Source organism: Dulcicalothrix desertica PCC 7102 (assembly GCF_003991905.1).
GTDB classification, from domain to species: domain Bacteria; phylum Cyanobacteriota; class Cyanobacteriia; order Cyanobacteriales; family Nostocaceae; genus Dulcicalothrix; species Dulcicalothrix desertica.
In genome coordinates, this window is record NZ_RSCL01000016.1 from 112,338 (window position 1) to 126,365 (window position 14,028).

General features: G+C 40.6%; 14 protein-coding genes. 10 read left to right on the forward strand and 4 right to left on the reverse strand.

The window, feature by feature from the left end:
* Positions 1 to 75: 75 nt before the first annotated feature.
* The gene (locus tag DSM106972_RS30265; RefSeq protein ID WP_127084165.1) at positions 76 to 1,476 is read left to right on the forward strand and encodes an amidase; all 1,401 of its coding nucleotides are present in this window, start codon (positions 76 to 78) and stop codon (positions 1,474 to 1,476) included.
* 102 nt (positions 1,477 to 1,578) lie between these two features.
* Here the strand turns inward: DSM106972_RS30265 and DSM106972_RS55035 are convergent, their stop codons facing one another.
* The 4 genes from DSM106972_RS55035 to DSM106972_RS30280 all read right to left on the reverse strand — a co-directional run bounded on the left by DSM106972_RS55035 (position 1,579) and on the right by DSM106972_RS30280 (position 3,586).
* Positions 1,579 to 1,707, reverse strand: coding sequence for a hypothetical protein (locus DSM106972_RS55035; RefSeq protein WP_267901174.1), 129 nt, complete (start codon positions 1,705 to 1,707; stop codon positions 1,579 to 1,581).
* A gap of 54 nt (positions 1,708 to 1,761) precedes the next feature.
* A complete protein-coding gene (locus tag DSM106972_RS30270; RefSeq protein WP_170213613.1) occupies positions 1,762 to 2,157 on the reverse strand; it encodes a type II toxin-antitoxin system VapC family toxin in 396 nt (131 codons plus the stop codon).
* Positions 2,154 to 2,414: a hypothetical protein gene (locus tag DSM106972_RS30275; RefSeq protein ID WP_127084167.1), complete on the reverse strand. Its 261-nt coding sequence runs from the start codon at positions 2,412 to 2,414 to the stop codon at positions 2,154 to 2,156. The genes DSM106972_RS30270 and DSM106972_RS30275 overlap by 4 nt, the downstream gene beginning before the upstream one ends.
* 344 nt (positions 2,415 to 2,758) lie before the next feature.
* Complete coding sequence (locus DSM106972_RS30280; RefSeq protein ID WP_127084168.1) at positions 2,759 to 3,586, reverse strand: EndoU domain-containing protein; 828 nt, start codon at positions 3,584 to 3,586, stop codon at positions 2,759 to 2,761.
* A 582-nt stretch (positions 3,587 to 4,168) separates the two neighbouring features.
* Between DSM106972_RS30280 and DSM106972_RS30285 the strand changes: the two genes are divergently transcribed.
* The 9 genes from DSM106972_RS30285 to DSM106972_RS30325 all read left to right on the forward strand — a co-directional run bounded on the left by DSM106972_RS30285 (position 4,169) and on the right by DSM106972_RS30325 (position 13,985).
* Positions 4,169 to 5,920 carry a DUF2586 family protein gene (locus DSM106972_RS30285; RefSeq protein ID WP_127084169.1) on the forward strand — a complete coding sequence of 584 codons (1,752 nt, stop codon included), beginning with the start codon at positions 4,169 to 4,171 and terminating at the stop codon, positions 5,918 to 5,920.
* Positions 5,921 to 5,997: 77 nt separating this feature from the next.
* Entirely contained in the window at positions 5,998 to 6,525 is a 528-nt protein-coding gene (locus DSM106972_RS30290; protein ID WP_127084170.1) for a phage tail protein, read from the forward strand.
* Positions 6,526 to 6,538: 13 nt separating this feature from the next.
* Positions 6,539 to 7,261: a T4 family baseplate hub assembly chaperone gene (locus tag DSM106972_RS30295; RefSeq protein ID WP_127084171.1), complete on the forward strand. Its 723-nt coding sequence runs from the start codon at positions 6,539 to 6,541 to the stop codon at positions 7,259 to 7,261.
* Positions 7,258 to 8,148 carry a hypothetical protein gene (locus DSM106972_RS30300; RefSeq protein WP_127084172.1) on the forward strand — a complete coding sequence of 297 codons (891 nt, stop codon included), beginning with the start codon at positions 7,258 to 7,260 and terminating at the stop codon, positions 8,146 to 8,148. The genes DSM106972_RS30295 and DSM106972_RS30300 overlap by 4 nt, the downstream gene beginning before the upstream one ends.
* On the forward strand, positions 8,145 to 9,488 hold the full coding sequence (locus tag DSM106972_RS30305) for a Pvc16 family protein (protein WP_127084173.1): 1,344 nt from the start codon (positions 8,145 to 8,147) through the stop codon (positions 9,486 to 9,488). Before DSM106972_RS30300 ends, DSM106972_RS30305 begins: the two co-directional genes overlap by 4 nt.
* 55 nt (positions 9,489 to 9,543) lie before the next feature.
* A complete protein-coding gene (locus DSM106972_RS30310) occupies positions 9,544 to 11,613 on the forward strand; it encodes an ATP-binding protein (RefSeq protein ID WP_127084174.1) in 2,070 nt (689 codons plus the stop codon).
* A gap of 39 nt (positions 11,614 to 11,652) precedes the next feature.
* The gene (locus tag DSM106972_RS30315) at positions 11,653 to 12,141 is read left to right on the forward strand and encodes a DUF8243 domain-containing protein (protein ID WP_201800804.1); all 489 of its coding nucleotides are present in this window, start codon (positions 11,653 to 11,655) and stop codon (positions 12,139 to 12,141) included.
* A gap of 9 nt (positions 12,142 to 12,150) precedes the next feature.
* Entirely contained in the window at positions 12,151 to 12,408 is a 258-nt protein-coding gene (locus tag DSM106972_RS30320) for a hypothetical protein (protein ID WP_127084175.1), read from the forward strand.
* Entirely contained in the window at positions 12,405 to 13,985 is a 1,581-nt protein-coding gene (locus DSM106972_RS30325; RefSeq protein WP_158632899.1) for a phage tail tip lysozyme, read from the forward strand. The genes DSM106972_RS30320 and DSM106972_RS30325 overlap by 4 nt, the downstream gene beginning before the upstream one ends.
* Positions 13,986 to 14,028 lie beyond the last annotated feature (43 nt).

Genomic DNA, 14,028 nt, shown 5'->3' on the forward strand with positions numbered 1-14,028 from the left:
GAATAGGAGTCTTACACAAATAAGTATCAATTTTTAGATACAAGCAAGGGCCTGCGCGTCGGTTATATGGTAACGATGAATGCATTAGATTTAGCTTTTACTCCGGCACTTGAGATGGCGGACTTAGTTCGTCGGCGCCAGGTATCACCACTGGAGTTAGTAAATATATACTTAGAAAGGATTGAGCGTTTAAATCCTAGGATTGGAAGTTATTTTACAGTTATGGCAGAGCAAGCCATGGCTGATGCCAAGGTTAAAACAGAAGCTTTGGTAAATGCTACTAATTTGCCTCCATTTTTTGGTGTGCCGATTTCAACTAAAGACCTCAACTCAGTTGCTGGTATACCGTGTACTTACGGAACTAAAGCATTAATAAATAACATCCCCGAATATGATGATGTTGCTATAGCCAAGATTAAACAAGCTGGGTTTATTATTCTTGGTAAAACTGCTACGTCTGAGTTAGGTTCATTTCCTTACACCGAACCTACGGGTTTTCCTCCATCACGTAACCCGTGGAATCTTGAGTATACTCCTGGAGGGTCGAGTGGTGGCGCCGCTGCTGCTGTAGCTGCGGGGTTATCTCCAATTGCACAAGGTTCAGATGGAGGTGGTTCCATTCGTGGACCTGCTGCTTGCTGTGGATTATTTGGTATAAAACCATCGCGCGGTCGAGTATCACCAGGCCCTGCTGGCGATAAATTTAATGGTATTGCCACAAATGGGCCAATTGGTCGAACAGTTGCAGATGCAGCAGCACTTCTTGATGTAATGTCGGGTAATGTTGCAGGTGACCCTTATTATTTGCCAAGTCCCGAATGTTCATTTCTTGAAGCAAGTTTACAACAACCTGGTCATTTACGCATAGCTTACTCTACAAAGTTTTTACCTATCGGTGAAGCAGATGCAACTTGTAAACAAGCTGTTTTACAAACAGTTAAGTTACTCGAAGACTTGGGACACACTGTTGAAGAAAAATGTCCTGACTTTAGCGGTTTAATCGAACCATTCCAGATTATATGGCGTAACGGTGTAGCCGCAGGTGGTATTCCTCCTGAAATGCTGCAACCTGTAAACCGTTGGTTAATGTCAAAAACAGATAGCGCAGTTGATTATCTCAAAGCTGTTGCTAAGATGCAAATTGTATCGCGGCAAATTGTTAGCTTTTTTGATAACTTCGATGTATTGTTAATGCCTGTTTTCCTACATTCTCCCATCCGTGTTGGTGAATGGTCGCATTTGAGTCCTGAAGATATCTTTGAAAATATTGTTCAGTGGGTCGCACCTTGTCCACCGGCTAATGCAACTGGACAACCCGCTATTGCAATTCCTGTTGGGTTTGATAGTAAAGGCTTACCAATGAGTGTACAGTTTGTAGGTAAACCTGCCGCTGAATCTACTTTAATTCGTCTTGCTGCACAACTTGAAACTGCAAAACCTTGGATTAATAGGCGCCCAAATTTAGATAACATATAGATATGTGTAGTATATGCAGTATGTGTATGGTAGGCTTCGGTCTACCCTACGCATTATTTCTCCATTGCATTTTGTTGTAATAATGTTTTCGATTTTCTTCTACTAAGTGTGGTTCATTCCATCCTGAGTTTGGAGGATGGGATAAAAAGCATCAGGATAATTTTCCGCAAGTTGGGTTATATAATATTCATTTTGTATAGGGTCGATGATGAGTGTAATTGTAGTGTTCATAAGTAAGGTTGCACAAATTAAATCACTTATACATGCCGTGAATAGTAAGATAAATTAATAAATGACTCTATCAATATCGGTATAGATAAAGTCATTACCTTTAAATAATAAAGGCTGATTTGTAGATTTTGCCAAAGCATAGGAAAAGCAATCTCCCATATTCAGCTTCGCTGGATGGCGCCCCTTACCAAACTTCAAAAATGGTTCAGTAGCTAACTGTGCCTGTTCTGCACTCAAAGGTACGATAATTATAGAAAGTGCTTCAATCAATAACTTCAAATTTTCTACACCTTGGTCACCATGTTTAGTACCCATAACTATGGATGATTCAACATAACTTGGAGCAGAAAGTAAGCAATCTTCGCTTTCGTTAATAAGTTGAATAAATATTAATTCTTCAGGTTCCGCATAAATAATTGCCATGATAGCAGAAGGGTCAATAACTATTATTCTGGAATTCCAAACTCGTTATATCCAATAATTTGATCAGGAGTTCTGTTATCAATAATCGGTAAATTTCTAATTTTGTTACAGATAGTACGAACCGCATTAATGTCAATTTTTTCCTCTTTCAGGTTTTGTGAGGAAATAGGATGAAGTTGATACATAAGTTTTCCTTTTATTTCCATACCCACAACATTTTCAGGCATTTTTAGGTACAGAAACCCATTCTCGTCTACACGTCCATCAACGTCGATTTGCTGCATTGACTTAGGCTCGCTTATTGAATTACCTTATTTATTTTAGTATAAATGTCTATCTTGCGTCCAAATTACCAGAGTTAATTATGACTGCTGGATTCATAAGTTGCTGTAATAATTAAGCAGTTTTGTTGAGATTACCCGAAGGCAACCAACCTTGCTTTAACCAATCTGCCTATTGCCCAGCAGTAATAGTACGTATCCAACGATTATCTTCGTTTTTATGTTTCCTGGCTTCTGTTTGTAGATTAGAATTGGTCTCATCTAACAAAATTTGCACGTTGACTTCACCACATATACTTACGTAAAGTATAGTACATGTTTTTCTAATTTTAACTAAGTTTAATTACTTATAAAGAACCTTTACAATTGGCGCCTTTGGGTGTGGCATCGGGATAATATGTAATGATGGCGCCTTCTCTTCTAACAAAGACTGTAGGAAAGGTTTTACCTGTATCATTATCCCGAACATTGTATATACAGGCGCCTTCGTTATTACCCTGCTGTTTAAATATTTTAGTTACATCAATTAGCATTTCTTCGGCGTTACTCAAATAGCCATAACCTTTGATGACATCTGTAACAGTACGATTTGGTTGTTTAATTACTACACCCATAGTGTAAATGACACCTGGGACAACTTCTTGATTTTTCTGATTATTCGGCAATCTACCACCTATACCTTGCTGTTGTAACTGTAAGTACCTACCATAAAAATGTAAACCCCCAATATCCTTAGCATTATAGATTTCACCACAGAATATGTGTTCAAATCCTTTACGCTGAAACCAGATATTCGTCAAATCTTGGAGAAAATCAGACCGACGTTTACGTCCAGGACGAATTTCACCTCCAACCGTTCTTTGAATTTTCTCTAGAACATCAGGGTATTTTCGCAATAACTGCTTGAATTGATTAGGTAATACATTAGAACCTATTGCCCCACAAGCTTTTAGAACATCTTTATCAAATATGTTTAATTTTGGTGCTGGTGGTGAAATATCAAGCTGTTGACCTGGAGGAAAATTTAAAGGAACGGGGTTATCTTCGTTATCAAAAAAAGGTATTAATTCTTGATTTTGTGTTTCTTGAGCAGTACTTGGAAGTTGCAGCAGGACTCCAAAAGCTAGTAGTACAGTTAAAAATCTTGATTTGGCTTGTAAGGCTGATAGCAACATATTATTTACAAACAATCACATAATTATTTTTCCAACATCAATATTATGTTGCAATGATTAAGGTTTATTTATGTAAGCAAGTTTCGTTGAACTATTCTAGTGGTCTGTGTCATAAGTTTTGCGAACTTTTCACGTTATGTGGAAAAGCATACCAAAAACTGAAAAGTCAGATAAGTTTTGGCGTGTTCTTTCTTCCTAATTCTTCCTTTGCGCGATGAAGCGTACTTTGCGGTTCGTTTTTCTTTGTTTATTGTAACATTTTATAAAGTTTTTCAATAAATAGTATTATTTGTGACACTTATGTAGAATTTATGATAAGCTGGCTATATCATCGAGTTCAGTGTCGGAAAAACATAATCTAAAAAATAAAAGCGATTTGCATTACGGGTGATAAGTATTAAATCCTTGCCTGAAGTATGGGGGTTTAGACGTTAGGTATTGGGTTTGATGAATGAGAATCGCGCTTGTATCGGAATAGGTGCTGTTGCATATCTTAATTAATTTGCTGGTTTTGAGAATAGGAACGGCTAAACTATAACTTTCATCTGCTATCTCGTAGTAATTGCAGAGGATAACTTTATTATGCCAATTACACCAACGTATCCAGGTGTTTACATAGAGGAAATTCCTAGTGGTGTTCGCACTATTACAGGTGTAGCAACATCGATTACAGCCTTTATCGGTCGTGCCGCGCGGGGACCTGTGGATGAGCCGATAACTATTAATAGCTACAGTGATTTTGAACGTATTTTTGGCGGTTTGTGGGTAGATAGTAGTTTGGGCTATGCGGTGCGGGATTTTTACCTGAATGGAGGTTCTCAGGCAATTATTGTCCGATTATATAATAGTCAACAAGGACAAAATTCTCAGTCAAAGTCACCGTTAAAGGTTGCAGGGTTAACACTGGAAGCAGCTTATGAAGGCGCCTGGGGAGAAAATTTACGTGCGACGGTGGATGTAAATGTCTCTGAAGCTGTGGCTGTACAAATGGGGCTGGCAAAGACTGACTTATTTAATTTAACAGTACGAGATATTAGCCCCGGCGGTGCCCAAGAGCGTTTTCTGAATCTGACAATTGCTTCTGGGAAACCTCGCAGTATCGATAAGGTGCTGGAAGCAGAGTCAAAATTAATACGTTGGGATGAAACAGTACCGAGTGCTTTACCAACTGATATTGTTGCAGCTCACACCGCCCAACAACAGCTAATTAATGCGAAGAATGCTAATCCTCAAGTACCCGCAGACATTGCTGCTGCGGAAACGGCGGTGAAAAATGCTAGTAAAAATTTAGACGATGATGTCACCAAAGCCGAAAAACAATTAGAAGCAGCAATGAAAGTAGTTCCTCCCGTACAAACAGATATTAACACGGCTAAACAAGCGTTGGAAAATGCTAAAAATGCAATGCGGGCTTCTAATGGTCTTTCATTAACCAAGATTAATAATTTCACGCCCAATAATGCTGAAAGTCAGAAAAAAGGACTTTATGCACTAGAAAAAGTTGACTTATTTAACTTGTTGTGCATTCCACCTTATTCAGATACTGGTGATGTAGAGCCAAGTTTAATTAGTGATGCTGCTGCTTACTGTGAAAGGCGCCGAGCATTTTTGATTATCGACCCACCCAGTACTTGGAAGACCAAAGACGATGCCAGAGATGGAATAGATAATTTAGGCACTCGCAGCAACCATTCAGCAGTATTTTTCCCTCGTATTAAACAAGCTAATCCTTTACGTGACAACCAATTAGAAGATTTTGCTCCTTGTGGTGTTGTCGCTGGTAATTTTGCTCGTACTGATGCTCAAAGAGGTGTTTGGAAAGCACCTGCGGGTATTGATGTGAAGTTAGTAGGAGTACCACAGTTAAGTACACCGTTGACGGATAGGGAAAACGGAGAATTAAACCCTTTGGGAATAAATTGTTTGCGAGCTTTTCCAGGTGTGGGTAGAGTTTTGTGGGGTGCAAGAACGTTACAAGGAGATGACCGTTTAGCATCGGAGTGGAAATATATTCCTGTGCGACGTTTGGCTTTATATATAGAAGAAAGTCTCTACCGTGGTACTCAGTGGGTGGTGTTTGAACCGAATGATGAACCATTATGGGCGCAAATTCGTTTGAATATCGGCGCCTTTATGAATAATCTATTCCGTCAAGGTGCTTTTCAGGGTAGTACACCCCAGGATGCCTATTTTGTCAAATGTAACAGTGAAACTACTACCCAGAATGATATTAATTTGGGCATTGTTAACATTGTTGTGGGTTTTGCTCCTTTGAAACCTGCAGAATTTGTAATTATCAAAATTCAGCAAATTGCTGGTCAAATCGTTACTTAATTAAACACTCAAACTTACAAATTAAAAATTTTGAGTTTTGACTTTTGAATTCTTCTGGTATTGAGAGGTTGAAAAATATGGAGTTTAGTATTAATCCTCAACGATTTGACCCTTATAAAAACTTTAAATTTCGGGTTAAATGGGATGGAAAATATGTGGCTGGAATTAGTAAAGTTGGCGCCCTAAAACGTACCACAGAAGTGGTAAAACATCGGGAAGGAGGAGACCCCAGCACATCACGCAAATCACCGGGACGGACGGAATATGAAGCGATTATGTTAGAAAGAGGTGTTACTCATGACTTAGAATTTGAGACATGGGCTAGTAGGGTGTGGAACTATAGAAATGCTCAAGCAGGAGCAGAACAGCGGAATAAAGAAGTGTCTCTGGCTGACTTTCGTAAAGACATTATTATTGATGTATTTAACGAGGCTGGTCAAAAAGCAATATCTTATAAAATTTATCGCTGTTGGGTATCTGAATATCAAGCTTTACCAGACTTAGATGCAAATGCGAATGCAGTTGCTATTCAGCATATTAAATTAGAAAATGAAGGCTGGGAAAGAGACGAAGAAGTGAAAGAGCCTAAAGAAGAAAGCTTTTAGGTGGACATAGTTTATGCGTGCATTGTCTGCTGGGGAATTATTAACCGTTTGGGAAAAAGGTTTGATGCAGCAACCTGTAAAACGAGCATTAGCTTTGTTAACTGCTGCATGTCCAGAAATTTCACCTTCACAACTAGCGCAGTTGAGTATTGGACAACGAGATACTCTATTGCTAACTTTGCGCTCTGGGACTTTTGGTTCGCAAATTCAAAGTTTAGCAACTTGTGGTAAATGTGGTGAAAATCTAGAACTCAACTTTAGTGTGGCAGATATCTGTACTAGTCCTCCAACACCTTCAGAAACCTTTTCGTTACGGGTTGCAGGTTGGGATATTGAGTTTCGCTTACCTAATAGTTTAGATTTAATGGCGCCCACGTCTCTTGATAACCAACCTCGTACACTTCTGGAACGTTGTTTATTACAGGTGAAAGAACACGAGGAAATTCAACCGATAGAAAAATTACCAGATGAAATAGCTAGTACTGTGATTACCCAAATGGCAAAATTAGACCCCCAAGCAGACGTGCAACTTAATCTTTGTTGTCCAGCTTGTGGTCATCAGTGGCAATCTACCTTTGATATTGTCTCCTTTTTCTGGAGCGAAATCCATGTTTGGGCTATTCGCACTCTCCGAGAAGTGCATATTTTAGCGTCTACCTATGGTTGGGGAGAAGCGGAAATTTTAGCAATGAGTCCTTATCGACGACAGTTGTATTTGGAGATGGTAGGGCGATGAGTAACTATCTTAGCAATATAGTAGCTAGAAATAACAATCAGTTAGAGACGGTGCAACCTCGACTACCATCTCTATATGAATCTAGTATGCTCACTAGAGATTCAATTATTACAACAGAATTTGACCGAGAGATAGATATTAATTATCTATCAGAGGAAAATATTCAAGAATCACCCAGACTTAGTAGAAATTCGATTCCTGAAATTCATCACTCAGAAGAATATCCCCCTTGGCAACAAATACCTTATTCACCCCAGTCTCCTTCTCCTGAGAAAGAAACTCACATGGAAAGGGAACCTCAGAGACAAACAGAGTATATTTTTACTCGTCATAAGGATGAATCCTCAACCAATTTAGAAGATTTGGGATTTGCCTATCAACCACAAGTTTTTTCTCAAGTAAATCCAACTGTTGAGAATCAGCAAAGTTTGGTTATAAATAACACAAGTAATTATTTCCAGGCAGTAGAATCACATAATTTAAAATTGACAGAACCGACAGTTATTCAGCAGTTAATTACTAAAGAGACTTTCACAAAAAATACAGCATTAACTCCAGAAATTCAACCACTGTCGCAGCAACCAGCAACTCAATTAGTGGAACAAGTTATATTACCGATGAGAGAGACGGCGCCAAATAATACAGAAAAATCTCTGATTCAGGAGAAAATATCACAAACATTAATCACACCGAAAGTTTCAGTAGTAAAGGAGTTACAACCAATATCAAATAAATCAGAAACGGCGCCAACAATTCAAGTTACCATTGGTCGAATTGAAGTTAGGGCAACAACTCCAACTACAGTGTCACCATCGACTAAACCTAAAGAAAAACCTGCTGTGATGAGTTTAGAAGAATATCTAAGTCAGCGTGGAGGTGGTAAATGAGTAATTCATTAGCAATTGCAGCGGTAACAACGACTTTACGTTATCTGCTGCAACGACGGTTTGATAGTAATGGTTCTGGTAGCGTCACAGTTACGACTAAACCTCCAGATAAAGCTCGTGATAATAACGGGAACGCAAACAACCAAGTTAATTTGTTTCTCTACCAAACGAAAGAAAATGCAGCTTGGCGAAATATGGATATCCCAACCCAGGTAAAACCAGGAGAAACGGGATTACCTCCTCTAGCATTAAATTTATACTACATGCTAACAGCTTACGCTCAAAATGATGACTTTCCCGAACCAACGAGTCATAATTTGTTGGGGGAAGCGATGAGTGTATTTCACGATTATTCCGTTCTTAAACCTGAAGATATAAAAAATGCTTTACCAGCAGCAGATATAGCTAAATACGATTTATACAACCAAATCGAAAGAGTCAAAATTACTCCTCAAAGCTTGAGTTTAGACGAACTCTCGAAAATGTGGACAACCTTTCAAACTCAATACCGAATTTCTACAGCCTACGAAGTATCAGTAGTATTAATAGAAAGTACTCGTCCGCCAAAAACACCTTTACCAGTATTATCCCGAAGTTCGGGTGACACAGGAGTAACCACCCAAGCTAATATAACTCCTCCCTATCCCACTTTGCTGAGTGTCAACTTTACGGCAATTGAACAAGCTAGGGAAAACTTACCAGCTTACCAGAAAAAATTATTACAAAAACCTGCCGCAAATTTAGGAGATGAATTAACTTTAACTGGTTATAACCTGGAGGGTAATAACGTTGAAATAGTCTTTAACAATCCGCAATTAACGGCGCCGAATATTATTACCATCGCAGCAACCGCGCGGACACCCACAGAAATTCAACTTACAATTGATACCACCCAACCAGACAAATGGTGTCCGGGATTATATACCGTTACAGCAAATATCGAAGACCGTAGCAGTAACGGATTACCATTACCCATAGCACCCACCATTGAAAATCTCGCTTTTGACAGTCGGGATAATAGTGACCCTAACAAACCAAATAATGTAATTGTCCAGGTAACATGTAATCCACCAGTATTACCAGCACAAAGAGTTTCTCTAGTCTTGAGTACCCAAGAAACAGCATTAGTTGAAATAGGCAATCGCGAATTAATAGCCAGAAATCATCCTATCCAAACCGATACCTTGGAATTTGAATTAGGAGACATTCCCGCAGGTACATACCAGGTACGTCCGCGACTACGAGTAGACGGAGTAGACAGCTTAGTTATTAACTATAACGTTACACCTCTCGTCATACCACTTGCCTTTATATCAGAAATTGCATTGGTAATTAGTTAGTCAGATTCCCAGCTTCTTAATGAAGTCGGAATCTTAAACCCACCGATTTTGAACTATGAATAACCTAGAACAATGGCAACATAACAACGAACAATACTTGTCAAAAGCATTGACATGGTTACGCTTATGCCTTAAAAGACAGGTACAAAAAATAGAACAAGAAAAAGAGACATGCATAGAAACATTACCAACAAAACATCGCTTCCTTGGACGTAATTTCTTACCTGCCTTACCTCCTGGCAATAATCTAATTACAGATGAAAAAATTGCTGCTGCTGCCAGAGAAATGTCTCGTGCGGAAACCTTATCACCACCTCCAGCAATGGTAATTTTGAGCCAACGTCTTGGACTATCACCTTTTGAGCAAAAACTTTTATTGCTATGTGCCGCAATCGAATTAGATACCAGTATCGGCGCCCTCTGTGCGCGCGCTCAAGACAATCCCCATCAAAATTATCCTACCTTTGCCCTTGCTTTTACTCTTTTTGAAGATGCTTCCTGGGATATACTTTCACCAGAACGTCCACTGCGCTACTGGCGCCTGCTAGAAATTAACCAACCTGGCGCCCAACCTCTGACTACTAGCTCATTACGGATAGATGAACGCATTCTTAATTACCTTAAAGGATTAAATTACTTAGATGACCGATTAGTTTCGCTAGTTTCACCATTAGATAGTAAAAATACAGAGTATCAATTACCACTGTCGCATCAAAAAGCAGTAGAGGCGATAACCTCAAATTTACAACCCTATCAAACTCCTTTAGTTATTCAACTTCTCGGTTCAGACTCAGCTAGTAAGCAACTTGTAGCACAACAAGCGGCGCAAAGTATAGGTTTATTTGTTTATCGTTTATCAATAGAATTATTACCTACTACTGGCGCCGATTTAGAAACATTTATTCGTCTCTGGGAAAGGGAAAGTTTACTTTTACCAATTATCCTTTACCTAGATGCTCAAGAAATCACCACCTCAACAGAAGCACAAAACGCTCACCTTTACCGTTTCTTAAATCGCATCAACAGCTTATTATTTCTTAGTAGTCGAGAAATTCACTTTAATAATGCTCGTTCAACCATTCCGATAGATATTGATAAACCTACTCCCGATGAACAAAAGCAGCTTTGGGAAAGAGCATTAGGCAAAATGGCGGGTGAGATTCCAGCCCAAATAGCCAGCCAGTTTAACCTTAACTTACCCACAATTTACCAAATTACTCAAACTGTACTAAATACACCAAATAATAACCTATACAACCAACTTTGGTCTACTTGTTTAGCACATACCCGTCCCCAATTAGATATTTTGGCACAGCGTATAAATTCCAAAGCTACCTGGGAAAATATCGTTTTACCTTCAGAAGAAACCAGCTTGTTGCAGCAAATTGCCGACCAAGTAAAACAGCGTAGTAAAGTTTACCAAGAATGGGGATTTGAAAACCGCATGAATCGTGGTTTGGGTATTAGCGCTTTATTTGCAGGGGAAAGCGGCACGGGTAAAACAATGGCAGCTGAGGTAATTGCTAATGAGCTACGTTTGAATCTATACCGAATTGATTTATCGGCAGTAGTAAGTAAATATATCGGAGAAACTGAGAAAAACCTGCGGCGCCTATTTGATGCAGCAGAAGACGGTGGGGCAATACTCTTTTTTGATGAAGCTGATGCTTTATTTGGTAAACGCAGCGAGGTCAAAGATTCCCATGACCGCTATGCCAATATTGAAATCAACTATTTATTACAACGAATGGAAGCTTTTCGGGGTTTAGCGATACTAGCAACTAATATGCGAAATGCTTTAGACAATGCTTTTGTAAGGCGCCTGCGGTTTATCGTTAACTTCCAATTTCCTAACCCCAGCGAACGACAGAAAATATGGCAAAAGGTGTTTCCTAAAGAAGTGCCGACAGAAAACTTAGATTTTGCTCGGTTAGCAAGATTAAATTTAACAGGAGGTAGCATTCATAACATTGCACTAAATGCTGCTTTTTTAGCAGCACAGAAAGGGACAGGGGTAACAATGCCTTTAGTTTTGCAAAGCGCGCGGGCAGAGTTTCGCAAGTTAGATAGACCAATTAATGAAATAGATTTTCGCTATTCAGAACCAGTGGGGGCGCCTAGGTAACTCACCCTTCTTATTATTTGAAAATTAGGAGATAAAAAAATGACAGCTAACCATGAATCAGAAGAATCTCAATCCTTGACAACTTTTGCAGTCAGCGAAGAAGTTTTTCGACAAGTTTACGATTCCCCAGCTTCTTTACCGGGAAAAGAAAAATGGGTTACATCTGATGAAGATGTCAGAGAAATTGAATGTTTGTTGGGAATGGATCCAAAAACTATTGGCGCCCCATTGTGGGTAAGTGGAGATACCAGATGTTGCCCTAACTGCGGTCGGGAAACAAACTGGTTGGATATCGTAGGTTCAGCGCTGACTCAGGTGCATAGCAAAGAAATGCTAGCAAAAGTGATTTTAGGAACAAGGAAATATATTAATGTTGAGGCGCCGCGTGCAATTGCTGATTTAGCTTGCTACCAATGTCAAACACCAATTATCGACCTCAGAAGCTTTAAATGTCACAACTGGGCTTATGCCATAGGTGATTTGCGGAAAGTTTTGGAACAAATTCGCAGAAGAGAACAGGCATCTTAGGAGCAGTATATGAATATTAATGTGCAAATTGAGCGGTTAATTTTAGATGGAGTATCTGTTCCTCATGCCCAGCGACCTTTGTTACAGACAGCAGTGGAGGTGGAATTAGGGCGCCTTTTGGCTGTTGGTGGGTTAGCCCCCAATTTAGTAGAAGGTGGCGCCGTGCCTCGTGTTAATGCTGATAGTATGGAAATTGCTGATACTAGTAATTACACGGAGATGGGGCAGCAGATAGCCCGTGCTGTATATCGGGGGATGGGGTCATGAGCAAGCAGACGGTAGCGCAGCATACACCGACAACATCACCGCTTTCTCAGGGTGGGATTTTGCAGAGGAAATGCGAGACGTGCAGGCAGCATACGATCGCGGGTGGTCAGTGTAACGACTGTCAAAAAAAGCGCCTTCAACGCCGTGCCACCCATCAGGAAGCACTCTCTGAAGTTCCGCCGATTGTCCATGAAGTCCTTCAGGCATCTGGGCAACCTCTCGATCTTGCAACTCGAACTTTTATGGAATCCCGCTTTAGTCAAGACTTTAGCGGAGTGCGTTTACAGACTCAGCCAGCATCGATCGCTCAAACAAGTCTAGCAATCGGTTCTGCCCATAATGCTTCTGAAAGCGAAGCAGATCGTACTGCTGAACGAATTGTGCAATCTTCTGTATTTTCTAACAAGAGTCCCTTCACAGACCCTGGCTATGACTTCAGCCAAGTACTGGTGTATACCGACGATCAAGCGGACAAATCAGCACGGGCATTGAATGCGTTAGCTTACACAGTTGATCGCAACATTGTGTTTAGACGGGGACAGTATCAACCGAGTACCGCTACAGGAAAACAACTGCTAGCTCATGAACTAACCCATGTAGTTCAGCAGCGTCAAGGAACACGAAGTCCCTCACAGTACAATCGTGTTTCCGTAATTCAACGCAAAGAACAGCCCGCGCGCCCATTAAACCAGTTTACTGAACCATTGACTGATGCAGAATGGCAACTTGTAGAGATGTGGCAAAGTTATGGAGAAGTTGGTATTGATTCGTTGACTGAAGACCCTGCTCACAATGCATTGATGGTTGCTGATGCGATCTTTTGCAGTCGAGCGCTTTCCTCACTCATTTTAGACAGTCCCAGAGAAGACCCGCTTCTATGCGTGATCTCGGAGGTTACAAGAGCTGACCCCCGTGTGCAGCAACTTGTGCAACATGTAACCGCAAGAGGTCCAATCATCAACTGGGCTAGTGTCGATCCGGATCAAAGGATGCGACATGTCATGGCGCTTCTCGTAAATACCTATCATTTCCCGGAAAACGGTGCAGCAGGTTTAGTTGGGAATCTGTGGTCGGAGTCGGGTGTACTTCCAAGCCGGATTGAGGGGAGCCATATAAATATGCCAATGACAGCTCCAAACTTTGCTGGACGATCAACCGACTTTACCGCAGAACAAGTGATGAATCGTGATCATGCGGCGCGACAAGGACCACGGCTTCCTGGAATAGGTCTTGCCCAATGGACTTCTCCTAATCGGCGTGAGCGGCTCTTTCAACATACCTTTCAAGGACGACAACAGGGTGCGGCTATCCTCTTCAACATGGATGCTCAAGTCGATTATTTGGTCACCGAACTCCAATCTACCTACGCTGGTGTCTATAACGTTTTAACGAGAGCTGGTGTCTCGTTGAACGATGCGAGTGATGAAGTTGTTTACCGCTTTGAGGTTCCAGGGGCTGTTTTAGATGGTGCGGGGAACCTCCTGCCACGCAACAATCCAGCGGTTCAGGCAGTGTTTACGCGACGGAGAAGCAACTCCCAGCGAGCTTTGCGGGTTTTTAGCGCTGCTCAACCCTAGTACTAAGCAGTCTTTTTTTGATACCCCCATAGCCAATAAACTC

What these genes read in the sequence shown, in the direction of transcription:
- DSM106972_RS30265 (WP_127084165.1), top strand. Translation starts at nt 76, where the DNA reads ATGAATGCATTAGATTTAGCTTTTACTCCGGCACTTGAGATGGCGGAC.
- DSM106972_RS55035 (WP_267901174.1), bottom strand. Translation starts at nt 1,707, where the DNA reads ATGAACACTACAATTACACTCATCATCGACCCTATACAAAATGAATAT.
- DSM106972_RS30275 (WP_127084167.1), bottom strand. Translation starts at nt 2,414, where the DNA reads ATGCAGCAAATCGACGTTGATGGACGTGTAGACGAGAATGGGTTTCTG.
- DSM106972_RS30280 (WP_127084168.1), bottom strand. Translation starts at nt 3,586, where the DNA reads ATGTTGCTATCAGCCTTACAAGCCAAATCAAGATTTTTAACTGTACTA.
- DSM106972_RS30285 (WP_127084169.1), top strand. Translation starts at nt 4,169, where the DNA reads ATGCCAATTACACCAACGTATCCAGGTGTTTACATAGAGGAAATTCCT.
- DSM106972_RS30290 (WP_127084170.1), top strand. Translation starts at nt 5,998, where the DNA reads ATGGAGTTTAGTATTAATCCTCAACGATTTGACCCTTATAAAAACTTT.
- DSM106972_RS30295 (WP_127084171.1), top strand. Translation starts at nt 6,539, where the DNA reads ATGCGTGCATTGTCTGCTGGGGAATTATTAACCGTTTGGGAAAAAGGT.
- DSM106972_RS30300 (WP_127084172.1), top strand. Translation starts at nt 7,258, where the DNA reads ATGAGTAACTATCTTAGCAATATAGTAGCTAGAAATAACAATCAGTTA.
- DSM106972_RS30305 (WP_127084173.1), top strand. Translation starts at nt 8,145, where the DNA reads ATGAGTAATTCATTAGCAATTGCAGCGGTAACAACGACTTTACGTTAT.
- DSM106972_RS30310 (WP_127084174.1), top strand. Translation starts at nt 9,544, where the DNA reads ATGAATAACCTAGAACAATGGCAACATAACAACGAACAATACTTGTCA.
- DSM106972_RS30315 (WP_201800804.1), top strand. Translation starts at nt 11,653, where the DNA reads ATGACAGCTAACCATGAATCAGAAGAATCTCAATCCTTGACAACTTTT.
- DSM106972_RS30320 (WP_127084175.1), top strand. Translation starts at nt 12,151, where the DNA reads ATGAATATTAATGTGCAAATTGAGCGGTTAATTTTAGATGGAGTATCT.
- DSM106972_RS30325 (WP_158632899.1), top strand. Translation starts at nt 12,405, where the DNA reads ATGAGCAAGCAGACGGTAGCGCAGCATACACCGACAACATCACCGCTT.